The organism is Mesorhizobium sp. Ca11 (genome assembly GCF_020165275.1).
In the GTDB taxonomy this organism is placed as follows: Bacteria; Pseudomonadota; Alphaproteobacteria; order Rhizobiales; family Rhizobiaceae; genus Mesorhizobium.
Genome location: NZ_JAIUHU010000024.1, coordinates 1 through 23,526, shown reverse-complemented (window position 1 = coordinate 23,526; position 23,526 = coordinate 1). Strand labels below are relative to the sequence as shown.

21 protein-coding genes are annotated in these 23,526 nt (G+C 64.3%); 13 read left to right on the top strand and 8 right to left on the bottom strand.

The genetic code is table 11. The features are described 5' to 3' along the window. The first annotated feature begins 78 nt into the window (after positions 1-78). From mnmG to LB538_RS27660, 4 genes are all read left to right on the top strand, one after another. Positions 79-1,953 carry a tRNA uridine-5-carboxymethylaminomethyl(34) synthesis enzyme MnmG gene (gene mnmG / locus LB538_RS27675; protein WP_224532428.1) on the top strand — a complete coding sequence of 625 codons (1,875 nt, stop codon included), beginning with the start codon at positions 79-81 and terminating at the stop codon, positions 1,951-1,953. Next, positions 1,950-2,591, top strand: coding sequence for a 16S rRNA (guanine(527)-N(7))-methyltransferase RsmG (gene rsmG / locus LB538_RS27670; RefSeq protein ID WP_224532427.1), 642 nt, complete (start codon positions 1,950-1,952; stop codon positions 2,589-2,591). Before mnmG ends, rsmG begins: the two co-directional genes overlap by 4 nt. A gap of 17 nt (positions 2,592-2,608) precedes the next feature. Further along, a complete protein-coding gene (locus LB538_RS27665; RefSeq protein WP_095769880.1) occupies positions 2,609-3,406 on the top strand; it encodes a ParA family protein in 798 nt (265 codons plus the stop codon). A gap of 64 nt (positions 3,407-3,470) precedes the next feature. Beyond that, complete coding sequence (locus tag LB538_RS27660) at positions 3,471-4,364, top strand: ParB/RepB/Spo0J family partition protein (protein WP_224532426.1); 894 nt, start codon at positions 3,471-3,473, stop codon at positions 4,362-4,364. 275 nt (positions 4,365-4,639) lie between these two features. Here LB538_RS27660 and LB538_RS27655 read toward each other — a convergent pair whose 3' ends face one another. Then, positions 4,640-4,924: a GIY-YIG nuclease family protein gene (locus LB538_RS27655; RefSeq protein WP_224532425.1), complete on the bottom strand. Its 285-nt coding sequence runs from the start codon at positions 4,922-4,924 to the stop codon at positions 4,640-4,642. Positions 4,925-5,293: 369 nt separating this feature from the next. Here LB538_RS27655 and LB538_RS27650 point away from each other — a divergent pair, with 369 nt between their 5' ends. Both LB538_RS27650 and LB538_RS27645 read left to right on the top strand, forming a co-directional pair. Further along, positions 5,294-5,920 carry a DUF1326 domain-containing protein gene (locus LB538_RS27650; RefSeq protein WP_224532424.1) on the top strand — a complete coding sequence of 209 codons (627 nt, stop codon included), beginning with the start codon at positions 5,294-5,296 and terminating at the stop codon, positions 5,918-5,920. A 31-nt stretch (positions 5,921-5,951) separates the two neighbouring features. Further along, positions 5,952-6,737, top strand: a complete 786-nt coding sequence (locus LB538_RS27645; protein ID WP_224532423.1) for a DUF2182 domain-containing protein — start codon at positions 5,952-5,954, stop codon at positions 6,735-6,737. A 14-nt stretch (positions 6,738-6,751) separates the two neighbouring features. Here LB538_RS27645 and holA read toward each other — a convergent pair whose 3' ends face one another. Continuing rightward, positions 6,752-7,795: a DNA polymerase III subunit delta gene (gene holA, locus LB538_RS27640; protein WP_224532422.1), complete on the bottom strand. Its 1,044-nt coding sequence runs from the start codon at positions 7,793-7,795 to the stop codon at positions 6,752-6,754. A 464-nt stretch (positions 7,796-8,259) separates the two neighbouring features. On the opposite strand from holA, the gene LB538_RS27635 reads away from it, so the two are divergent. The 4 genes from LB538_RS27635 (at position 8,260) to lpdA (ending at position 13,525) form a co-directional block, all read left to right on the top strand. After that, on the top strand, positions 8,260-9,492 hold the full coding sequence (locus LB538_RS27635) for a 3-methyl-2-oxobutanoate dehydrogenase (2-methylpropanoyl-transferring) subunit alpha (RefSeq protein ID WP_095769878.1): 1,233 nt from the start codon (positions 8,260-8,262) through the stop codon (positions 9,490-9,492). A 2-nt stretch (positions 9,493-9,494) separates the two neighbouring features. Further along, positions 9,495-10,508 carry an alpha-ketoacid dehydrogenase subunit beta gene (locus LB538_RS27630; RefSeq protein WP_140845359.1) on the top strand — a complete coding sequence of 338 codons (1,014 nt, stop codon included), beginning with the start codon at positions 9,495-9,497 and terminating at the stop codon, positions 10,506-10,508. Between the two features lie 16 nt (positions 10,509-10,524). Next, the gene (locus tag LB538_RS27625) at positions 10,525-11,892 is read left to right on the top strand and encodes a dihydrolipoamide acetyltransferase family protein (RefSeq protein ID WP_224532421.1); all 1,368 of its coding nucleotides are present in this window, start codon (positions 10,525-10,527) and stop codon (positions 11,890-11,892) included. Positions 11,893-12,127: 235 nt separating this feature from the next. Beyond that, on the top strand, positions 12,128-13,525 hold the full coding sequence (gene lpdA, locus LB538_RS27620; RefSeq protein ID WP_224532420.1) for a dihydrolipoyl dehydrogenase: 1,398 nt from the start codon (positions 12,128-12,130) through the stop codon (positions 13,523-13,525). A 158-nt stretch (positions 13,526-13,683) separates the two neighbouring features. Here lpdA and LB538_RS27615 read toward each other — a convergent pair whose 3' ends face one another. After that, complete coding sequence (locus tag LB538_RS27615; RefSeq protein ID WP_224532419.1) at positions 13,684-14,787, bottom strand: saccharopine dehydrogenase family protein; 1,104 nt, start codon at positions 14,785-14,787, stop codon at positions 13,684-13,686. A gap of 128 nt (positions 14,788-14,915) precedes the next feature. On the opposite strand from LB538_RS27615, the gene LB538_RS27610 reads away from it, so the two are divergent. Together LB538_RS27610 and LB538_RS27605 are read left to right on the top strand one after the other, a co-directional pair. Then, the gene (locus tag LB538_RS27610) at positions 14,916-15,344 is read left to right on the top strand and encodes an Lrp/AsnC family transcriptional regulator (RefSeq protein WP_095769876.1); all 429 of its coding nucleotides are present in this window, start codon (positions 14,916-14,918) and stop codon (positions 15,342-15,344) included. A 207-nt stretch (positions 15,345-15,551) separates the two neighbouring features. Next, entirely contained in the window at positions 15,552-15,839 is a 288-nt protein-coding gene (locus LB538_RS27605; protein ID WP_224532418.1) for a GIY-YIG nuclease family protein, read from the top strand. A gap of 168 nt (positions 15,840-16,007) precedes the next feature. Here the strand turns inward: LB538_RS27605 and LB538_RS27600 are convergent, their stop codons facing one another. The 5 genes from LB538_RS27600 to LB538_RS27580 form a co-directional block, all read right to left on the bottom strand. Beyond that, a complete protein-coding gene (locus LB538_RS27600; protein ID WP_224532417.1) occupies positions 16,008-18,035 on the bottom strand; it encodes an aldo/keto reductase in 2,028 nt (675 codons plus the stop codon). Between the two features lie 57 nt (positions 18,036-18,092). Further along, entirely contained in the window at positions 18,093-19,178 is a 1,086-nt protein-coding gene (locus LB538_RS27595) for an ABC transporter ATP-binding protein (RefSeq protein ID WP_224551775.1), read from the bottom strand. A gap of 66 nt (positions 19,179-19,244) precedes the next feature. Then, positions 19,245-20,081 carry a carbohydrate ABC transporter permease gene (locus tag LB538_RS27590; RefSeq protein ID WP_224532415.1) on the bottom strand — a complete coding sequence of 279 codons (837 nt, stop codon included), beginning with the start codon at positions 20,079-20,081 and terminating at the stop codon, positions 19,245-19,247. Next, entirely contained in the window at positions 20,078-20,938 is an 861-nt protein-coding gene (locus LB538_RS27585; protein WP_224532414.1) for a carbohydrate ABC transporter permease, read from the bottom strand. Before LB538_RS27585 ends, LB538_RS27590 begins: the two co-directional genes overlap by 4 nt. Positions 20,939-21,120: 182 nt before the next feature. Next, positions 21,121-22,389: an ABC transporter substrate-binding protein gene (locus LB538_RS27580; protein ID WP_224532413.1), complete on the bottom strand. Its 1,269-nt coding sequence runs from the start codon at positions 22,387-22,389 to the stop codon at positions 21,121-21,123. A 106-nt stretch (positions 22,390-22,495) separates the two neighbouring features. Here LB538_RS27580 and LB538_RS27575 point away from each other — a divergent pair, with 106 nt between their 5' ends. Next, positions 22,496-23,365: a helix-turn-helix domain-containing protein gene (locus tag LB538_RS27575; protein ID WP_224532412.1), complete on the top strand. Its 870-nt coding sequence runs from the start codon at positions 22,496-22,498 to the stop codon at positions 23,363-23,365. Positions 23,366-23,526: the final 161 nt, after the last annotated feature.

The window sequence follows — 23,526 nt, the reverse complement described above, 5'->3', positions numbered from 1 at the left end:
AACGAGTGCACCTCTCCTTGACACCAGCCGCCGTCGGGGACATCTGTCAACCCAATCTCTGAAAGCGGATTCTTGGAAATGACCAATCACTATGATGTGGTGGTGGTGGGCGGCGGCCATGCCGGTTGCGAGGCGGCGAGTGCTGCCGCGCGCGCCGGCGCCAGGACCGCGCTGGTGACGCTGCGTTTCGAGACGATCGGCGTCATGTCGTGCAATCCGGCGATCGGCGGTCTCGGCAAGGGGCATCTCGTGCGCGAGATCGACGCCATGGACGGGCTCATGGGGCGCATCGCCGACGCCGCCGGCATCCAGTTCCGCCTGCTCAACCGCCGCAAGGGCCCCGCTGTCCGTGGTCCGCGCACCCAGGCCGACCGCAAGCTTTATCGCCTGGCAATGCAGGAAGCGATTCGGCAGCAGAACGATCTCGACGTGATCGAGGGCGAAGTCCTCGACCTTGAGATCGAAAACGGTAGCGTCGCGGCCGTGCTGGTTTCGGGCGACCGGCGGCTGGCCTGCGGCGCGGTGGTGCTGACCACCGGCACGTTCCTGCGCGGTTTGATCCATATTGGCGAAAGGAAGATCGTCGCCGGGCGGATGAACGAGCAGGCAAGTCTAGGCCTGTCGGCGACGATGGCGCGCGCGGGTTTCAAGCTCGATCGCCTGAAGACCGGAACGCCCCCTCGCCTCGACGGCCGCACCATCGACTGGGCCTCGCTGGATGCCCAAGCCGCCGACGAGGATCCGGTACCGTTCTCGCTGATGACGGACAAAATCGCCAATCCGCAGATCCATTGCGGCATCACTCGGACCATGCCGGCGACGCATGAGCTGATCCGCGCCAATCTCGGTCGTTCGGCCATGTATTCCGGCTCGATCGAAGGCATCGGGCCGCGCTACTGTCCCTCGATCGAGGACAAGATCGTCAAGTTCGGCGACCGCGAGGGCCATCAGATCTTCCTCGAGCCCGAAGGCCTCGACGACGACACCGTCTATCCGAACGGCATCTCGACCTCGCTGCCGGAAGACGTGCAGCTCGACATGCTGAAGACGGTCCCCGGGCTGGAAAAGGCGACGATGCTGCAGCCCGGCTATGCCATCGAATACGACCATGTCGATCCGCGCGAGCTGAAGACGACGCTGGAGACGAAGCGCGTCGCCGGCCTTTTCCTGGCCGGGCAGATCAACGGCACGACCGGTTATGAAGAGGCCGGCGCGCAAGGCCTGCTCGCCGGCATCAACGCCGCGCGGGCGGCATCTGGCGATGAGCCGTTCGTGCTCAGCCGCACCGAGGCCTATATCGGCGTGATGGTCGATGATCTGACCAGCCGGGGTATCGCCGAGCCCTATCGCATGTTTACCTCGCGCGCGGAGTTCCGGTTGTCGCTGCGCGCCGACAACGCCGACGAGCGGCTGACGCCGCTGGCGGAAAAACTCGGCATCGTGTCGTCGGAGCGGCTGCAGCGTTTTGGCGCGCTGGCGCAGAAGCTCGACGAAGCCCGCGCGCTGGCAAAGTCCGTGACGCTTACGCCGAACGAAGCGGCACGGCACGGGCTGGAGATCAACAAAGACGGCGTGCGCCGCTCGGCCTATACGCTGTTGGCGCATCCGGGCGTCGACATGGCCTGGCTGAGAAGGGTCGAGCCGCGCTTTGCCGAACTGGACACCAAGACGGCGGAGCGGCTCGAAACGGAGGCGAAATATGCAGTTTACCTCGATCGCCAGCAAGCCGACGCCGCACAGATCAGGCATGAGGAATCGCGGCTCATCCCCGAGGCGCTTGATTTCTCGGACGTTCCGGGCCTGTCGAACGAGCTGAAGCAGAAGATGAAGGCGCGCCAGCCGCGTTCGATTGCCGATGCGCAGCGCATGGAAGGCATGACGCCCGCCGCGCTTGCCATCATTGTCGCGCATGTCCGCAACGCCGAGTTCGCGGCGCGAAGGGACGTGGCGTGAGCGGGGATGCCTGGGCGGGCCTGCAAAAGGCAGCGGGTCCAGTTTCACGTGAAACATTCGAGCGGCTGCAGGCTTTCGAACAGCTGTTCCTGAAATGGAACCGCAGCATTAATCTGGCGGCGCCGTCGACGCTGGACGATGTGTGGCGCCGCCATATCCTGGACAGCGCCCAGCTTGTGCGAATCGCGCCCACCGCAAAGCGCTGGGTGGATCTCGGCTCGGGCGGCGGTTTTCCCGGCCTAGTGCTGGCTTTCCTGCTGGCGGAGCGCCCCGGCGCATCGATCGCCCTGGTCGAAAGCAACCGCAAGAAGGCGTCGTTCCTGCAATCCGTCATAGGCCAGTTCGATCTGCCGGCGCGTGTCGTGGCCAGGCGCATTGATGACAACTATGCGCTTGTTTCCACGCCAGAAATCGTCACGGCCAGGGCGCTGGCGGCGCTTCCGGTCCTACTCGACCTATCGGCGCCCTGGCTGACCAGGGGCGCGCGCGCGCTCTTTCACAAAGGCCGGGATTACCGCGCCGAGGTGGAAGAAAGCACTCACCGCTGGGGCTTCGATCTGGTAGAACATTCGAGCATGACCGACGCCGAAGGCGTCATCCTCGACATCACCGACTTGCGCCCAGCGAAACAGCAATGAATTACTGGCATAAATCCATGAAAACCGGACCGCGTATCATCACTGTCGCCAACCAGAAAGGCGGGGTCGGCAAGACGACGACGGCCATCAACCTGGCCACGGCGCTGGCCGCGATCGGCGAGCGCGTGCTGATCGTCGACCTTGACCCGCAGGGCAATGCCAGCACCGGGCTGGGCATCGACCGCAAGGATCGCACGGTTTCGTCCTATGACGTGCTGACTGGCGAGCTCGAGCTGGAGCAGGCCGCGGTGCCGACGGCGGTGCCCGGCCTCTCCATCATACCCTCGACGCTCGACCTTCTCGGCATCGAGATGGAAATCGCCTCGGCGCCCGACCGCGTGCTCAAGTTGCGCAATGCGCTGCGCGCCGCCTCCGAGCGTTCAGCCCCGTTCGGCTATGTGCTGATTGACTGCCCGCCCTCGCTCAACCTTTTGACTTTGAATTCAATGGCGGCGGCGGATTCCGTTCTCGTGCCGCTGCAATGCGAGTTCTTCGCGCTGGAAGGTCTCAGCCAGTTGCTGGAGACGGTCGAGCAGGTGCGCAATACCATCAATCCGGATCTCACCATCCAGGGCATCGTGCTCACAATGTATGACGGGCGCAACAACCTCGCCAACCAGGTGGTGCAGGATGTGCGCACCCATATGGGCGACAAGGTCTATGAGACGATCATCCCACGCAATGTTCGCGTGTCCGAAGCGCCGTCCTACGGCAAGCCGGCGATCCTCTACGACCTGAAATGCTCGGGCAGCCAGGCCTATCTGCAGCTCGCCTCCGAGGTGATCCGCCGCGAGCGCAAGCTGCGCGCCGCCTGAGCAACCATCATCGCGCGGCTTGGTTAATCAGCCGATTCGATTCCGAAACGATCTGGACAAACTCATGAGCGAAGACCAATCGAGAAAAAGACTGGGCCGCGGCCTCGCGGCGCTGATCGGCGAAATCGATCGTCCGGCGGCGCCCGAAAAGCCGAACGCGGCGGTGGCGGCCGACGGCAAGGTGCCGATCGAGTTCGTCAGTCCGAACCCGAAGAATCCGCGCCGGCATTTCGGCGATGCCGAGCTCACCGATCTCGCCCAGTCGATCCGCGAGCACGGCGTGGTGCAGCCGGTCGTGGCGCGCCCCTCGCCGTCGCAGCCCGGCCGCTACGAGATCATCGCCGGCGAGCGGCGCTGGCGGGCGGCGCAGCGCGCCGGTCTGACCGAAATCCCGCTAATCGTGCGCGACGTCAACGACCGCACCGCGCTGGAGCTGGCGATCATCGAGAACGTCCAGCGCGCCGACCTCAATCCTGTCGAGGAGGCGCAAGGCTACCAGCAGCTTATCGACGAGCATGGCTACACGCAGGCCGATCTCGGCCAGGTGATCGGCAAGAGCCGCAGCCATGTCGCCAACACGCTGAGGCTGTTGAAGCTGCCCAACGTCATTCACGACATGCTGGTCGACGGCGATTTGTCGGCCGGCCACGCCCGAACGCTGGTCACCGCCGAAGACCCGGCCGGGCTCGCCAAGCGCATCGTCAAGGAAGGGCTTTCGGTGCGCCAGGCCGAAGCCTTGGCGCAAATGCCCGCCGGCCCGACGCCAGCCAAGGTGAAATCCCCCGCGAGCCCGCCCGAGAAGGACCCCGACACGCTGGCGCTCGAGAAGCTGATGACCGACACAATCGGCATGATCGTGAGCATCGAGCACAAGGGCAAGGGCGGCACGCTCAAGGTCAACTACCGCTCGCTGGAACAGCTCGACGAGCTCTGCCGGCGCCTGAAGGACGAGCGGTAGGGGGCCGAGGCGTAACGGTATTCGGCTGTGGCTGAGGTTTTGGCTGAACGCTGGATACGCCTGATATATCCGTGATAGACAAGGGACTGGCGATCCGCCGGCCCCTTTTGTTGGCGGTGGTGAACTGGCGAAGGTGGAGGCAAGGGCAGAGGGGGGCCGTGAAGGAGCGCCGTTCCCCTCTATCGTCATTCTAGGGCGGAGCAAGGAGCGAAGCGACGCGCGCAGACCCTAGAATCCATGCCGTGACGGTTGAGAGCCGCCACGGTTCAGAACGCTCACCAGCCAACCCCGCGAAACAGCTCGAACCATTCCGGATTGGTCTTCTCGATCAGTTCAATCTTCCATTGCCGTGGCCACCGCTTCAATGACGTCTCACGCTGAATGGCATCGGTGATGTCGAAATATTCTTCGTACCAGACCAGACGCTGCACGCCGTAGCGGCTGGTAAAGCCGGAGCCTTGGCCGGACTTATGCTCAGGCATCCGGCGAGCAAGGTTGGTGACACCGATATAGATCGTGCCGCCTTTCTGGCTTGCGGTCATGTAGACGTAGCCTGTCATGCTGAGATCCTACGTAGCGCTATCGCCAACGGCCATTTTTGGGCCGTTGCATTCTACGGCCAAAGTCACGGCATGGATTCTAGGGTCTGCGCGCGTCGCTTCGCTCCTTGCTCCGCCCTAGAATGACGACGGGTATGCTGCGGCGGTTTTCATCGGGCCGCCCGCCACCTGTCTCGCCAGCGCTTGCCCACCGCCGAGGCACCGCAGCCCGCGCCTTGACAGTCCACGGCAACGGCGTACCCTTTATTAGCTTGACCTTAAATTACTGCCCGGCGTGCCGATCAGTCGCGGTGAGGGCTATCTGCCGTTCTCCGTGAAACGGCACCGCCTCGCCAAAGCCGGACACGCCTGACACAATGGGAGGTGTAAATGGCGGTCAGTTGGCAATTGTCCGGAAATTACTTCGAAAACTGCAGCTGCGACGTCGTATGTCCTTGCCTGTTGTCCACCCAGGCGCAGCTGACATCGAAGCCGACGAAAGGCGTTTGCGACGTCGCTCTCGTCTTTCATATCGACGAGGGCAGTTTTGGGGACGTTCGATTGGACGGGCTCAATGTCGCGATGGTTGCTCACACGCCAGGCCCGATGGCGGAGGGCAATTGGACGGCCGCCGCCTATATCGATGACCGTGCGGATGACGGGCAGACCGAAGCGCTGGGCGCCATCTTCACCGGCGCCGCGGGCGGGCCGATGGCCGCCTTCGCGCCGATGATCAGCACCAATCTCGGAGCCAAGAAGGTGCCGATCAGATACCAGGTCGACGGCAAGAAGCGGTCGGTGGAGATTGCCGGCGTGATGCAGTTGGCGGTCGAACCGTTGCCGACAATGCGCGAGGACGGCGAGATGTGGGTGGCCTCCGGCCATCCCGTCAATCCCGACTGGCTCGGTATGGCGATGGGAATGGAAGGCAATACTTTCAGCGACCATGGCATAAGTTGGGACAATTCCCGCCGGAACGCGCACTACGCTCCGATCAATTGGTCCGGCCAGCAATAGTCCCGCACGCATGGTCGGAACGGCCTCGCCCATGACGCTGACATTGCAGCGAAACATCATTCTCGCCCTGTTGGGCGCGGTCGCCGCGGCGGCGTGGGTCTTGCTCATCCGGCAGCGGATCGGCGCGGACGCAGATATGCGCGTGCAGATGTACTCACCCACCATGGGCATGGGGGCGCCGCTGTTTCTTGCCGTCTGGATGAACATGATGATTGCCATGATGTTTCCGACGGCGGCGCCCATGATCCTGACCTTCCATCAGGTCCAAGCCGGCAAACGAGGTCGCGGCGAGGCCTTTGTCGCTACCTGGGTATTCGTGGCAGGCTATATGCTGGTTTGGGGCACGGTGGGCGTTTTGGCCTTTGCCGGCGCCGCAGGCGCCGAGACGCTTGCCGATCATGCGGGATTGTCCACGGCGACGGCCGCGCGCATCGGCGGCGCCCTGCTGATCATTGCCGGCGCCTACCAGCTCTCGCCACTGAAGGATCTGTGCCTGGCCAAATGCCGCACGCCAATCGGTTTCATCCTGACCTCCTGGCGCGATGGTTCTTGGGGCGCGGTCCGCATGGGCCTTGAGCACGGCGCCTTTTGTCTGGGCTGTTGCTGGCTCTTGTTTCTGGCACTTTTCCCGCTCGGGATCATGAACGTCGCCGCAATGGCCGTGGTCACGCTGCTGGTCTTTGCGGAAAAGACCTTCCCGGCGGGAAAGGGCATAGCCAAGGTGTCGGGCGTCGCCCTGCTCCTTTACGGCGCGGCGGTGCTGGTGTTTCCCCAGGCGCTGCCGACCTTTCAGCCGACGGCTATGATGATGAATTGAGCAGCGGCAGGCAGCTACCTTTGCCCCAGCCTCGCGCTCTCGATCGCAATGCCAAGCAGCGCCTGCCGTGCCAGCGCTTCCGACAGGTCGGGGCGCTTGCGCGTCTGCAGCACCGCCGTCTGCAGCCGGCCGAGCGCACGTGCGAGCGCCTCGACGTTCCAGCGCTCCAGCGTCTTTTCCACCAGCTTGCGGCGCGAGAAGAAGACCGGGGGGCGGGCGCCGGCGACGACCGAAGCGGCGTTGCGGCCGCCGGTCTCCATCTGGCCGCGCATCGCTTGGATCGCCTGCAATTGCCGCATCGCCGATGACAAAACCAGGAACGGATGGCCGCCGGACTGGCAGTGACGGTTGAAGGCGATGTCGAAATCGCCGACCTTGCCGTCCAGCATGGCGTCGACAGCGGCGTCGAAGGAAGCGCCGGAGACGTCGCCCGACAGCGCGTTGACGTCGTCGACGCCGATCTCCTTGTGGCCATGCGCGTAGAGCACCAGCTTCTCGATCTCGCCGCGCGAGGCGAGACGATCGCCGCCGAGATTGCGGCGCAGCGCTTGCCTGGCGTCCAAGGTCATCGACATGCCGGCCTTGCGCAATTCGTCGTCGATCACCGAATCCAGGTCGCGGGCCTCGTCGGCATAGCAAGGCAAGGCAATGGCGTTGCCGGCGGCCTCGACGATGGCGCGCAGGCCGGTGCCTTTCTTCAGGTCGCCGGCTTCGATGAGGATGATGGCGTCGCGCGCGGGCTCGGCGGTCAGCGCCTTGATGTCGTCGGCCAGCGCCTTCTGGCCGCTGGCATTGCGCACCCAAAGCAGCCGCCGGTCGGAAAACATCGGCACCGTGCGGGCTTCGTCGAGCAGCCGCCCCTCATCGCGGTCGACTTCGGCGCCGTCCAGCCTGACGACAGAGAAGGGGTCGTCGAGCGGCAGGCCGGTTTTCGCGGCGAAGGTTTTCGCCCGCTCGGCGACAAGGCCGCGGTCAGGGCCGTAAAGCAGGACGATTGCCATGGCCGGATCGGGCTTCGCCAGCCACGAATCGACCTCGTATCCTTTCTTCTGTGCCATGCGGGGTGAGTTAGCACGGGGCGGGGGCCGAGTGAACGGAGAAGCGGCCGGCAGCGCACTTACCTTCTCCCCTTGCGGGAGAAGGTGGATCGCGCGACAGCGCCGAGACGGATGAGGGGTGTTCCAGCGGAGTGAGACGCTGGTGGCATCTGGAACACCCCTCATCCGTCGCCTTCGGCGACACCTTCTCCCACAAGGGGAGAAGGGGAAGGCCGCGCCCGGCTCCACCTCCCAATCGCATTTTCTGGCGGCAATCGCCCCGCAAACTTCCGCCAAATTGCGCGCGGCGTGAAAACATCGACAAGAAATTTCGCCGCCATATCTGCATCTTGGCGTCTGTGCCGCATTGCTCAACCGAGCTGACGTCCGGGGAGGATGGCCGTGGCGAGGTCCGGCGAATTGGCACTGGTCTGGCGGCGCGGATGTGCAAATATCGCACCGGCAACATTGGAGGATGTGAGCTCATGGCCGACGCTGGATTGTTGCGCTTCCATGTGCCCGAGCCAGAGGTTCGGCCCGGCGGCACGCCGGATTTCTCGAATGTGACCATTCCCAAGGCGGGCTCGGTGCCGCGTCCGGAGATCGAGGTCGATCCGCGCAGCATCCGCGACATGGCTTTTTCCATCATCCGGGTGCTGAACCGCGCCGGCGAAGCGGTCGGGCCGTGGGCCGGGCTGCTCAGCGACGAGGAGCTGCTCGAAGGCCTGCGCCATATGATGACGCTCAGGACCTTCGATGCGCGCATGCAGATGGCGCAGCGCCAGGGCAAGACCTCCTTCTACATGCAGCATCTGGGCGAAGAGGCGGTGAGCTGCGCTTTCCGCAAGGCGCTCAAGCCGGGCGACATGAATTTCCCGACCTACCGGCAGGCCGGCCTTCTGATCGCCGACGGCTATCCGATGGTCACCATGATGAACCAGATCTATTCCAACGAGGCCGATCCGCTGAAGGGCCGTCAACTGCCGATCATGTATTCGTCGAAGGAGCACGGCTTCTTCTCGATCTCCGGCAATCTGGCGACGCAATATATCCAGGCGGTCGGCTGGGCGATGGCCTCGGCGATCTCCAATGATTCCAAGATTGCGGCAGCGTGGATCGGCGACGGCTCGACGGCGGAGTCCGACTTCCATGCGGCGCTGGTGTTTGCTTCCACCTACAAGGCGCCTGTCGTGCTCAACGTCGTCAACAATCAGTGGGCGATCTCGACTTTCCAGGGCATCGCGCGCGGCGGCTCCGGCACGTTCGCAGCGCGGGGGCTCGGCTTCGGGATCCCGTCGCTGCGCGTCGACGGCAACGACTATCTCGCCGTGCATGCGGTGGCCAAATGGGCGGCGGAGCGGGCGCGCGCCAATCTCGGGCCGACGCTGGTCGAATATGTCACCTACCGCGCCGGCGCGCATTCGAGCTCGGACGACCCGTCGGCCTACCGGCCGAAGGCGGAATCCGATGCTTGGCCGCTCGGCGATCCGGTGATCCGGCTGAAGAACCACCTCATCCACAAGCAAGTCTGGTCGGAGGAGCGCCACACCCAGGCGGAGGCCGAGATTCTCGAAACGGTGATCGCGGCGCAGAAGGAGGCCGAAAGCCATGGCACGCTGCATGCCGGCGGCAAGCCGTCGACGCGCGACATGTTCGAGGGCGTCTATGCCGAGATGCCGCCGCATCTCAGGCGCCAGCGTCAGCAGGCGGGGGTCTGACCATGCCGAGACGCACGATGATCGAGGCGATCCGTGACGCCATGGACGTTTCGATGGGGCGCGACAGCCAAGTCATCGTCTATGGCGAGGATGTCGGCTTCTTCGGCGGCGTCTTCCGCGCCACGCAGGGCCTGCAGGCCAAATACGGCAAGAGCCGCTGCTTCGACGCGCCGATCAGCGAATCCGGCATCGTCGGCTCGGCCATCGGCATGGCCGCCTATGGGCTGAAGCCCTGCGTGGAGGTGCAATTCGCCGATTATGTTTATCCGGCTTACGACCAGATCGTATCGGAGGCGGCGCGCTTGCGTTACCGTTCGAACGGCGATTTCACCTGCCCGATCGTGGTACGCATGCCGACCGGCGGCGGCATTTTCGGGGGCCAGACGCACAGCCAGAGCCCGGAAGCGCTGTTCACGCATGTCTCCGGCCTGAAGGTTATCGTGCCCTCCAACCCGCATGACGCCAAGGGGTTGCTGATCGCGGCGATCGAGGATCCGGACCCGGTGATCTTCCTCGAGCCGAAGCGGCTCTACAACGGCCCGTTCGATGGCCACCACGACAAGCCGGTGACGCCGTGGTCGAAGCATGAGCTGGGCGAGGTCGCGGACGGCCATTACACGATCCCGCTCGGCAAGGCGGCGATCCGCAGGCCGGGATCTGCGGTGACGGTGCTTGCCTACGGCACCATGGTCTATGTCGCGCAGGCCGCGGCCGAGGAGACCGGCATCGACGCCGAAGTGATCGATCTCAGGACGCTGCTGCCGCTCGACCTCGAGGCGATCGTCGCCTCGGTGAAGAAGACCGGCCGCTGCGTCGTCGTGCACGAGGCGACGCTCACCTCGGGCTTCGGCGCCGAGCTGGTGGCGCTCGTGCAGGAGAACTGCTTCTACCATCTGGAAGCGCCGGTGGCGCGGGTCGCCGGCTGGGACACGCCCTATCCGCATGCGCAGGAGTGGGACTATTTCCCCGGCCCGGCGCGGGTCGGGCGCGCGCTGATCGAAACATTGGAAGCTTAGAGTGGGGAGGCCTGAGATGGGCGAGCACGTCATAAAGCTTCCCGATGTCGGCGAAGGCGTCGCCGAGGCCGAGCTTGTCGAATGGCACGTCAAGGTCGGCGACCTCGTGCGCGAGGACACGGTTCTCGCCGCCGTCATGACCGACAAGGCAACCGTCGAGATCCCCTCGCCGGTCGACGGCGAGATCCTGTGGCTCGGCGCCGAGATCGGCGACACGGTGGCGATCGGCTCGCCGATCGTGCGGCTGAAGGTGGCCGGCGAAGGCAATGTGAAAAACACGTCGCCAGGCGAGAGTGGTGCCGACGGCATCCCCGCTGGAGCGAGCCATGGCGATCGTCTTTCCCCTGCGCAAAACGCAGCGCCGTCATCCTCGGGCTTGTCCCGAGGATCCGCTGGTTCGCCGGAACTGGCGTCGCATCCACGCAGGTCGGCAGATCCTCGGGACAAGCCCGAGGACGACGGCGTTAAGAAGGATCGCGCCATGCCCAGCCTTTCGGGCGCGCCGCGCGCGGAAGGCGAGAAGCCGCTGGCCTCGCCTGCCGTCCGCCTGCGCGCCAAGGAAGCCGGCATCGATCTGCGCCAGGTTGCGGGCAGCGGTCCGGCCGGGCGCATCAGCCATGAGGACATCGACGCATTCCTCGCGCGCGGCCCGCAAGTCGCCCGCGCCACCGGGCTTGCCCGGAAAGACGGCGTCGAGGACATCAAGGTCGTTGGGCTCCGGCGCAAGATCGCCGAAAAGATGGCGCTCGCCAAATCGCGCATCCCGCATATCACCTATGTCGAGGAGATCGACGTCACAGCATTGGAAGACTTGCGCGCCACCCTCAACAGGGAGAAGCGCGCCGATCGCCCGAAGCTGACGCTGCTGCCTTTCCTGATGCGGGCGATGGTCAAGGCGATCGGCGAGCAGCCGAACCTCAACGCGCTGTTCGACGACGACGCCGGCATCATCCACCGGCATGAAGGCGTCCATATCGGCATCGCCGCGCAGACGCCGAACGGGCTGGTGGTGCCGGTGGTGAAACATGCCGAGGCGCGCGACCTGTGGGATAGTGCTGCGGAAGTCAACCGGCTGGCCGATGCGGCGAAGGCCGGCACGGCGAGCCGCGAGGAGCTTTCCGGCTCGACCATCACCATCACCTCGCTCGGCGCCATGGGCGGCGTGGCGACGACGCCGGTCATCAATTACCCGGAAGTGGCAATCGTCGGCGTCAACAAGATCATGGTGCGGCCGGTGTGGGACGGCACGCAGTTCATCCCGCGCAAGATGATGAACCTGTCCTCCAGCTTCGACCATCGCGTCATCGACGGCTGGGATGCCGCGGTTTTCGTGCAGCGCATCAAGGCGCTGCTGGAGACGCCGGCGCTGATCTTCGTGGATTGAGGGAGATGGGGTCGGTCTCGAACGTCGCGGCGCCGAAATGCGCGCTCCCCCTTCTCCCCTTGTGGGAGAAGGTGTCGCCGAAGGCGACGGATGAGGGGTGCTCCAGCGGAGTGAGACGTTGGCTTTCCCTGGAACACCCCTCATCCGTCTCGGCGCTGTCGCGCCGATCCACCTTCTCCCACAAGGGGAGAAGGAAAAGGCGCGTCGCCGCCTCCGCCGAAAGGAAGCAGCCGTCATGAAAGAAATCTCCTGCAAGCTGCTCGTCATCGGCGCCGGGCCGGGCGGTTATGTCTGCGCCATCCGTGCCGGCCAGCTTGGCGTCGACACGGTCATCGTCGAGTTCGGCAAGCCGGGCGGCACCTGCCTCAATGTCGGCTGCATCCCGTCGAAGGCGCTGATCCATGCCGCGGAAGAGTTCGGGAAGATCGCGCATATGGCCGGCGGCAAGGATCCGCTGGGCATCAAGGTCCCCGCGCCGACGCTCGATCTTGCGAAAACTGTCGGCTGGAAGGATGGGATCGTTAGCCGACTCAACAGCGGCGTGGCCGGCCTGTTGAAGAAGGCCAGGGTGAAGACCGTGCATGGTTGGGCAAGCTTCCGGGACGGCAAGACCGTGGAGGTCGAGACCGAAACCGGGACCCAGGTGATCCGCGCCGAGACCGTCGTCATCGCCACTGGTTCGGCGCCGGTAGAATTGCCCTTCCTGCCTTTCGGCGGCCCGGTGATCTCGTCCACCGAAGCGCTGGATCTCGGCGAAATGCCGAACAAGCTCGCGGTCGTCGGCGGCGGTTATATCGGGTTGGAGCTCGGCATGGCCTTCGCCAGGATGGGTGCGAAGGTCACCGTGGTCGAGGCCTTGCCGCGGGTGCTCGCGCAATATGACGCCGAGCTGACAAGACCGGTGCTGAAACGGCTCGGCGAGCTCGGCGTCGAGGTAATGACAGGGGCGAATGCCAAAGGCCTGTCGGCCAAGGGCGACGCGCTGCTGGTCGAGACGGCCGACGGCAAGAACGCCAAGATCGCCGCCGACAGGATCCTGGTCACGGTCGGCCGCAAGCCGCTGACCGAAGGCTGGGGGCTGGAGCAGATCGACCTCGACATGGCGGGAAAATTCATCCGCATCGACGACCAGTGCCGCACTTCGATGCGCGGCATTTTTGCCATCGGTGACGTCACCGGCGAGCCGATGCTGGCGCACCGGGCGATGGCGCAGGGCGAGATGGTGGCCGAAATCGTCGCCGGCCACAAAAGAAGCTGGGACAAGCGCGCCATTCCGGCGATCTGCTTCACCGATCCGGAGCTGGTCACCGCCGGGCTGTCGCCCGAAGAAGCGAAGGCGCTCGCCGGCGAGATCAAGATCGGCCAGTTCCCCTTCGCCGCTAATGGGCGCGCGATGACGAAGCAGGGCGAGGACGGTTTCGTGCGGGTCGTGGCGCGTGCCGATAACCATCTGGTGCTGGGCATCCAGGCGGTCGGGCAGGGCGTGTCGGAACTATCGGCGGCGTTTGGGCTGGCGCTGGAGATGGGCGCACGGCTGGAGGACATCGCCGGCACGGTCCACGCGCATCCGACGCAGGGCGAGGGATTCCAGGAAGCGGCGCTGAAGGCGCTGGGCCACGCGCTGCATGTCTAGCTCCCCCTTCTCCCCTTGTGGGAGAAGGTGTCGCCGAAGGCGACGGATGAGGGGTGCTCCAGGGAAAGCAAGCCTCTCACTCCGCTGGAACACCCCTCATCCGTCTCGGCGCTTGCGCGCCGATCCACCTTCTCCCACAAGGGGAGAAGGAAGAGACCTCAGCTCGCCAGCCGGCTTACCATCTCGTGCTGGGCGTAGGCGCGGCCGAAGCGGTTGGCGAGGAAGGCGTCGAGGGCGATGTCTTCCTGGCGCACAAATCCCTTCGCCGGCAGGCTGCCGTCGGCCAGCATGTCGAGCACGGCGCAGATGCCGGAGGCGGTGGTGATCTGGATGGCGCTGCGCACGATGTTGCCGACGCGCTGCGAATAGATCTTGTTGGCGTAGGTCTCCTGCAGCAGGCGGCCGTTACGGCGTCCCGATACGGTGACGAAGACGATGACCACGTCCTGCAGCGTCGCCGGCAGGGCGCTTTCGAAAATGTCCTTCAGCACGTCGCGGCGGTGGCGGAGCCCAAGGTCGTTGAGCAGCGCCTTCATGATCGCAGCGTGACCGGGATAGCGGATGGTGCGGTAGTTCAGCGTGCGCACCTTGCCCTTCAGCGTCTCGGCCAAAGTGCCCAGACCGCCCGAAGTGTTGAAGGCTTCGTAGGTGACGCCGTCGAGCGAGAATTCCTCACGCTCCTCCAACGGCGGCACCTCGATCAGCTCGCCCTCGACGATCGCCTCGCAGGGCTCGCAATATTCGTTGATCACGCCGTCGGTGCTCCAGGTGAGGTTGTAGTTCAGCGCGTTGGACGGATATTGCGGCAGCGCGCCGACGCGCATGCGCACGCTTTCCAGCGTGTCGAAGCGGCTGGCGAGGTCGTTGGCGACGATCGAGATGAAGCCCGGCGCCAGGCCGCATTGCGGGATGAACGCGCTTTTGGCGTCACGCGCCAGCTCCTTGACGCGGCGGGTCGAGACGACGTCCTCGGTGAGGTCGAGATAATGCACGCCGGTGGCGGCGGCGGCCTCGGCAATGCGCGTGGTGAGGTGGAAGGGCGCGGCGCTGAGCACGGCGAATTTGCCGGCAAGGATCTTTTCCAGCTCGCCCGCGGCAGCGATGTCCAGCTCCTGAGTCGCGACGCCGGCGGGCAGTTCGGCGGCAGCGAGCTGGGTGGCGGAGCGGTCGACGAGCGTGACGCGATAGTCGCCCGTGGCGTTCAGCATTTCGGCGATGGTCGAGCCGATCTTGCCGGCGCCGACGACAACGATGTTCTTCATGATCATATCCCCTGCCAATGCTGATTTCGATTTGGCGGGAATCTTCGCAGCTTGCCTGTCGAAAGGAAGCGTGGAATCTGGCAATATGAAGCTTAAGTTTGAGCGATATGCCGAAATGTTTCGTCGAAATGATCAGTGAAGCCGAACAAGCCCTGCTTACTTTGTTGCGCGCCAACGCCCGCGCCTCGACCGCCGAGCTCGCGCGCCAGCTCGGCGTGTCGCGCACCACGGTGCAGAGCCGCATCGAGCGGCTGGAGCAGCGCGGCATCATCACCGGCTACGGAGTCAGGCTGTCGCCCGATTATGAGCAAGGGCTGGTCAAGGCGCATGTGCTGCTCACCGTGACGCCGAAGCTCGCCGACAAGGTGGTGCGCAGCCTCGCGGCGATGCCGCCGGTCCGCACGGTGCATTCGGTGAGCGGCAATTTCGACATGATCGTCATCGTCGACGCGCCATCGATCCGCGACCTCGACGCGCTGCTAGACCGGATCGGGGCGATGGATGGGGTCGAGCGGACGTCGTCGTCGATTATTTTGTCGACGCGGGTGGATCGGTAGCGCCAAATCTCCACCCTTGAGGGGAGATGTCGCCGAAGGCGACAGAGGGGATGCCTCGCGTAGAGCGCCGGCGCACCTTCGTCATTCTAGGGCGGAGCAAGGAGCGAAGCGACGCGCGCAGACCCTAGAATCCATGCCGTGACTTTGGCCGTAGAATGCAACGGCCCAAAAATGGCCGTTGGCGATAGCGCTACGTAGGATCTCAGCATGACAGGCTACGTCTACATGACCGCAAGCCAGAAAGGCGGCACGATCTATATCGGTGTCACCAATGATCTGGCTCGTCGGATGCCGGAGCACAAGACCGGCCAAGGCTCCAGCTTCACCAGCCGCTACGGCGTGCAGCGTTTGGTCTGGTACGAGGAGTACTTCGATATCGCCGATGCCATTCAGCGTGAGACGTCATTGAAGCGCTGGCCACGGCAATGGAAGATTGAACTGATCGAGAAGAGCAACCCGGAATGGTTCGAGCTGTTTCGCGGAATTGGCTGGTGAATGTCCTGAACCGTGGCGGCTCTCTACCGTCACGGCATGGATTCTAGGGTCTGCGCGCGTCGCTTCGCTCCTTGCTCCGCCCTAGAATGACGAAGAACAGGTTAGCGGGACAGGCCCTTCTGCCGTCTCGGCATCCCTCACAAAGCCGCAAGGCGGAAGGTTAGGCCCCTAAGCCCTCCGTCTCTCTGGCCCCTCATCCAGCCACGCCAGATCTTCCGGCGTCAGCTTGATATCCAGCGCCCTAAGACTGTCCTCGAGCTCGTCCAGTGTGCGCGGGCCGATCAGCGGGACCGAGGGGAAGGGCTGCGCCAGCACGTAGGCGAGCGCGACATGGATCGGGCTCTTGCCGAGCTTGCGCGCCAGCTCGATGGCGCGGTCGCGGCGGCCGAAATTCTTTTCCGAATACCAGACCCGCACCAGCTCCTCATTGTCGGTCCGGTCGCGGCCGGCGCGGTCGGTGAAGAAGCCGCGGCCCTGGCTCGACCAGGCGAAGTTCGGCATCTGCCTTGCCATCAGCCAGGCCTTCCAGTCATCCGTGGAAGAGGTGACGCAGCCGGCCCAGATCGGTTCCAGCATCTCGGCCAGCGAGAAATTGTTGGAGAGCGCGCCGGGCTTCTGCTTGCCGTTCTTCTCGGCATAGCGAATAGCTTCGTCCATGCGCTCCATCGTCCAGTTGGAGCCGCCGAACAGGCCGCGGATGCGGCCGGCCCTGGCCTCTGCGTCCATGGCATCGACGAACTCGCCGACCGGCACGTCCGGATTGTCGCGATGCATGAAATAGATGTCGACATGGTCGGTCTGCAGCCGGTCGAGCGACTGCGCCAGCTGCTTCGCAATCACATCGGGATAGCAGAGCGGCGAATGCGCGCCCTTGGCGATGATCACCGACTGCTCGCGCACGCCGCGATTCCTGAGCCACTGGCCAAGCAGCGTCTCGGTGTAGCCGGCGCCATAGACATAACCGGTGTCGAACAGATTGCCGCCGGCCTCGAAATAGGCGTCGAGCAGGATCGAGCCGGAGGAGAAGGTGCGGAAATCCTCGAAGCCGAGCGCCAGCAGCGACACTGCGCGCGGCAGGCCGGGAATGGCGCGCTTGCTGATTGCCTTGCCATCGGTCCGCAGCGGCCGGCCAGAGAGGGTGTTGACGCGCTTAGCCGGCTTTTCGATGTCATATTCCAGCCCGACCGCGGCACGCCATTTGTCGAGGACGCGCAGCGTGCCGAGGCTGTCGGCCCAGCCCATGCCCGGCCAGGCGAACTCCTGCCGTCCGGCCAGGATCGCCTCGCCGGCGGCATCGACCTCGAAGGAGTAGAGGTGGCGGGTCTCGTCGAGGCTGATCACCTCGCGAGCCGCCCCGGACCGGATCACCTCGATCCGGCCCGGTCCGACGTCGCGGTTGCCACCGGCGAACCAGAAATCGGGCACCTCGATCTGACCCTTGGTGCCGAAGATGCGCAGCACATTGTCCTGGTTGAGCGAGATGCTGCAGGAGATCTCGGCGACGATGCCGTTGGGGAACGTGAGCAGGGCCGAGGCCCACTCATCGACGCCCGATTGGCCGAGATGGGCAGCGCCCACGACCTTGTCCGGCTCGAGGAAAGGCTGCCCGGCGGCGGCGCCCGCGATCAGCCGCGCCATCGACACCGGATAGCCGCCGACATCGAGGATGCCGCCGCCGGCCATGTCGTTGGCATAGAGCCGATGTTCCGGCATGAAGCCCGGCATGGCGAAGCCGAAGCTCGACTTGATCATGCGCACCTCGCCGATGGCGCCCGATTTGATCAGCTCGACCAGCTTCAACGTCTGCGGGTGCAGGCGGTACATGAAGGCCTCGCCGAGAAACGTGCCGGCTTTGCGCGCCGCATGCATCATGGCGTCGGCCTCGAAGGCGGTCAGCGCCAGCGGCTTTTCGCACAAGACATGCTTGCCGGCCTCGGCGGCCTTGACCGCCCATTCGGCATGGCCAGGATGCGGGATCGAAATGTAGACCGCATCGACGTTTTTGTCGGCGAGCAGCGCCTCATAGCCGTCGAGGATGCGCGCGCCCGGAAAGGTTTCGGCCAAGCCCGGCTTGGCGGGATTGCGGGCGCCGAGCGCGACCAGCTCGCCGTTGCGCGATCCCGCCACGCCGCCGGCAAAGGATTTCGCGATGCTGCCGGGTCCGAGAATGCCCCAGCGGATTTTTCCAGATGTCATGTCGAATTCTCCATGGTCGCCGCCACGCCTGGCATGCCGGCAAAGAAAATTTGCGGGTCAGCGGATCCTTGCGCCCGCCTTGTCGAAGAGCAGCGCCCGTTCCGCCTTGATCGAGACCGTGAAATGGTCGCCGCTGGCGCGCTGGCGCGAGGCCTCGCGCTCGACGATCAGCTCCTCGGGTCCGGCATTGGCGTAGACATAGCTCACCGAGCCCAGATGCTCGGCGACGTCGGCCTTGACCGGGATGTCGCAATCGCCCTCGCCGGCCTCGAAGAAATGCTCCGGCCTGACGCCGAGCACCACCTCGGCGCCGAGGGCGGGAAAAGTCTCGCAAAGCGGTTTGCGCAATCGGGCGCCGCCGTGATGGGCGAGCTCGATAATCGCGGCGCTGTTCGTCGTCTCGACAACCTTGGCGCTGAGGAAATTCATCTTCGGCGAGCCGATGAAGCCGGCGACGAAGCGGTTGGCCGGGTCGTCATAGAGATCGAGCGGCGCGCCGATCTGCTCGACATTGCCGGCTTTGAGCACCACGATGCGGTCGGCCAGCGTCATCGCCTCGGTCTGGTCATGCGTCACATAGATCATGGTGACGCCGAGCTCCTTGTGCAGGCGCGAGATCTCGACCCGCATCTGGACTCTCAGCTCGGCGTCGAGATTGGACAGCGGCTCGTCGAAGAGGAAGACCTGCGGCTCGCGCACGATGGCGCGGCCGATGGCGACGCGCTGGCGCTGGCCGCCGGACAATTGCTTCGGCCGGCGCTGCATCAATTCGTCGATGCGCAGGATTTCCGCCGCTCGCTTCACCCGGCGCTCGGTGTCGGCCTTTGGATTGCCGTTCATCCTGAGACCGAAGCTGAGGTTCTGCTCGACCGTCATATGCGGATAGAGCGCGTAGGACTGGAACACCATGGCGATGCCGCGGTCGGCCGGCTCGACATCGTTCATCACCTTGCCGCCGATGGCGATATCGCCGCCGCTGATGTCCTCCAGCCCGGCGATCATCCTGAGCAACGTGGACTTGCCGCAGCCGGAGGGGCCGACGAAGACGACGAATTCGCCGTCGGCGATGTCGATGTTGGCGCCGTGGACGACTTCGAAGATGCCGAAGCGTTTGACGACATTGGTGAGGGTGACGGCCGCCATGTCAGAGCGAGATATGGCTAGGTTGGATCATTCTGTGTTCCAGTCTGCGAGGCATTTCACGCTCTCCTATTTGACCGCGCCGGCGGCGATGCCGGCGATGAAATGGCGCTGCAAGAGCACGAAGACGATCAGCATCGGCACCGTCAGCATCACGGCGCCGGCCATGATGCCGCCCCACGAAACCTTGGTCAGGCCGATCAGCGTGCCGAGCGCCACCGGCGCCGTCATTGCGCCCGGCTGGCTGTTGATCAGCAGCGGCCACAGATAGTTGTTCCACGAGGCGAGGAAGAGGATGATCGCAAGCGCCGCCAGCATCGGGCGGGCCAGCGGCATCGCCACGAACAGGAAGATGCGCCATTCCTTGACGCCTTCGACGCGGGCGGCGTCGAACAGTTCGGCCGGCATCATCGAGAAAGCCTGGCGCATGAAGAGCACGCCCAGCGAATTGAACAGCGGCGGCACGATCAGCGCGATCCAGGTGTTGGCCAAGGCGAAGTCGCGCGCCACCATGATGAATTGCGGGATCAGCACCACCGCATAGGGAAGCGTGATGGTGCCGAAGATGATGGCGACGACCGCGCCCTTGCCGTGGAATTCGTAACGCGCCAGCGCCCAGCCGGCCATTGAGGTGAGCAGCACCGAAAGGACCGTGTAGGTCACCGCCACCGAGACCGAGATGCCGATGGCGCCAATGAAATTGGTGTCGCGCTGCAGGTTGGCGACATTGTCGAGGAAATTGTCGTGCGGCAGGAGCTCGATGCCGGGGCTGAAGATGCCGTTATCGGGCATGGTGGAGAACACCACCATCATCCACAGCGGAAACAGCCAGACCAGCGCCAGCGGCGTCAGGAAAAGATGCAGCGCAATGACGCGGCCGAGCCGTCTTTGCGAGCGCGAGGTCATTTCGGTTCCCTCATCAGCCAGAGCTGCACCAGGGTGATGGCGATGGCCAGCCCGGCCATGGTATAGGCGACGGCCGAGGCGTAGCCGAAATTGAGCGAGCGGAAGCCCTGGCGGTAGAGCAGCAGGCCGAGCGTCTCGGTGCCGCCACCCGGGCCGCCGCGCTCGGTGATCAGGAACGGCTCGGTGAAGAGCTGCATGGTGCCGATGATCGACAGCACGGCGCAAAAGACGATGACCGGCTTCAGCAGCGGCAAGGTGATGTAGAAGAACTGCTTCAGCCTGCTGACGCGGTCGAGCGTCGCCGCCTCATAGACATCCTCCGGGATCGACTGTAGGCCGGCGAGGATGATGATGGCGTTGTAGCCGGCCCAGCGCCAGGTGACCGCGATCATGATCAGCGCCATGGCCGGCGTTTCGTTGGAGAACCAGTCGATCTTTGAGATGCCGACGCTCTCCAGGAGCTTGTTGACGATGCCGAAATCGAGGCTGAACATCAGCCGGAAGACGGCCGAATAGGCGACCTCGCCGACTACAACCGGGGCGAAGAAGGCGAAGCGGTAGAGGCCGCGGGCTTTAAGCAGCGGCGAGTTCAGAAGCACCGCCATGACGATCGCCAGCGCAATCATCACCGGCACCTGGATGACCAGGATCAGAAGCGTGTTCTTCAGCGCATTGTAGAAGGCGGGGTCGCCGATAAGCCGACCCCAGTTGAAGGCCGGCGCGAAGCGCCACGGCACGGTGCGGGTCGCCTGGAAGGAGATGATGAAGGAAGAGATGATCGGCCAGATCCAGAAGATGGCGAAGATCAAAAGATAGGGCGTGAGGAAGCGGTACGCGGTGGCGTTCTGGGTGCGCATCAGCTTCCTCCTTTCGTCTGTCTTTCCCTTCTCCCCCTGGGGGAGAAGGTGGCCGCGAAGCGGCCGGATGAGGGGTGTTCCAGGGAACGCCAACGTCTCACTCCGCTGGAACACCCCTCATCCGTCTTGGCGCTGCGCGCCAATCCACCTTCTCCCACAAGGGGAGAAGGCAAAGTGGCGCCCTACTTAACCGGCAGGCCGGTCGCGGCGGCGATCTGCTTGGCGGCGTCGTCGAGCGCGGCCTTGGCGTCGGGATAGCCGTTGGCCAGGTATTTGGTCTGCACGGCGCGGACGATGATCTCGGCGTCGCTCTGGAATTGCGTGCCGCGGCTCGGCACCACCTTGGGCAGCGTCGCCAGGATATCCTTCCACACCGCCTGGCCGCCCCAATAGGGCTGCGGCTGCGAGACGTAAGGATCGTCGAGCGCCGAGATCAGCGACGGCACCAGGCCGAAATCCTTCAGCATGGTGATCTGGCCGTCATTGGTCTCAAGCGTGTATTTCAGATAGGCGTAAGCCGCTTCCTTGTTCTTCGAGGCCGAGGTGATGGCCAGTGACGAGCCGCCGAGATTGGCGGCGCGCGGGCCGTCGGCGGTCAGGCTCGGCATCAGGTAGACGCCCCATTTGCCGCTCTCCTTCGGCGATTCGGTGCGGATCGTGCCCTCATACCAGCCGCCATAGACCTGGCTGGCAACGGTGCCGGCGGTGTTGTTGGTGATCTTGGTCGACCAGTCGGCCGACGACACGATGCCGGCGTCCTTCATCTCCTTGACCTTGGTCATGGCGTCGACGCATTTCGGCTCGGCCACGGTGATCGACTGGCCATCCTCGGCGAAATAGGCGCAACCCTGCTCGTTGGAGATCATGCGGAAGAATTCGGTGTCGCCGTTGAAATCGGCATTGGTCATCGACACGCCCGGATTGGCGTCCTGGATCTTTTTGCCGGCGGCGATGAAATCGTCCCAGGTCTTGATCGAGGCCGGGTCGACGCCTGCCTTCTCGTAGAAGTCGCGGCGGTAGAAGACGGCCACCGGGCCGGAATCCCAGGGCATGGCATAGGCCTTGTCGCCGACTTCGAGCTCGGTGCGCTTGAAGTCGGGGAATTTCTTCTGGTCTTCCGCCGTGTAGCCCAGCGTGTGCAAGTCGACGAAGCAGTCCGGGAACTGGCTCCAGTAATTCTCCGCCTCGCCGTTCTCGATCGAGACGATATCGGGCAGGCCGACGCCGCCGGCGGCGCAGCCGGCGATCGATTTGTCATAGGTGGGCTGGTTGCCGAGATCCTGAACCGTGACCTTGATGTCGGGGTATTTCTTGTTGAAGCCCTCGACCGTCGCCTTCAACGACGAGGCGGCGATGTTCCAGCTCCAGATGGTGATCTCGCCGGACTGCGCCAGCGCCGGGCCGGAGCCCAGGGCAAGCATAAGCGCGGCGCAGGTCAGTGTAGTGCGCATTGAAATCCTCCCATTTCATTTGCTCTCTCACTGTGAGCGTGGCTAGACTATGCGGCGCGGAAGGCTTGTCCCCGTCGAAGGGAATGAGAAGTTGGCGGAAAGTAAGATGCCGGAGCGTCCGTTCTACCAGCCTGGCGCGAGCAGCGTCGAAGGACTGCCGCTCGTGCTGCAGATGTTTTACAACCACCCGTTGGTGATGCTGAAACCGCACTGGCACGCCCAGGTCGAGGTGAATTTCATCGTGCAGGGCCGCGTGCATTACCGCATGGCCGAGCATGAGATTTCGCTTTCGGCGGGCGAGATGTGCCTGTTCTGGGGCGGCCTGCCGCACCAGATGGACGATCTTTCCGACGACGCCGTCTATGCCGGCGCGCATCTGCCGCTGGTGCATTTCTTCCGTCTGCATCTGCCGGCCGACATACGCCATCGGCTGATGACCGGCGCGACGCTGGTGACCAATGCGACCGACCAGTCGGACAACGACAATTTCAAGCGCTGGAACGAATATGCGCGCTCGGGCGATCCGGCCAAGGCCGAGCATGCCGTCAACGAGCTGCTGCTGCGGCTCGAGCGGGTACGCTTCGAGCCTTACCGGCTGGTTCCGGAAAGGGTGGCTGGCCAAGGCGCCGGCAATGCCTTTGACCAGCAGTCCTCCCGCAATGTCGGGCGCATGTGCGATTTCATCGCCGAGAATTTCCTCTACGACATCGACTGCGTGACCATCGCCGCGGCCGCCGATATCCATCCCAAATACGCAATGAGCCTGTTCAAGAAATCGACCGGCATGACGCTCAACGAATATGTCAACCTGCTGCGGTTGAGCTACGCCCAGGCGCTGCTGATGCATGAGGACGCCAATGTGCTGAGGGTCGCCATGGACTCGGGCTTCGGCTCGCTCAGCGCCTTCAACAAATCGTTCCGCAAGCTCGCCGGCATGTCGCCTTCCGATTTCCGCCGGGCGGGCGGGGCGCGGTAAAAATGGCCGACGGTCGCCCACCCGTCGTCGCCCATCGCGATCGTCATTCTAGGGCGGAGCGGGAAGCGAAGCGCACCGCGTAGACCTAGAATCCTGTGTGTTGGTTCTGGTGTATGGTTGAAGTGGGAAGGAGACCGAATGAATCCTGGTCGTCCTTTCGG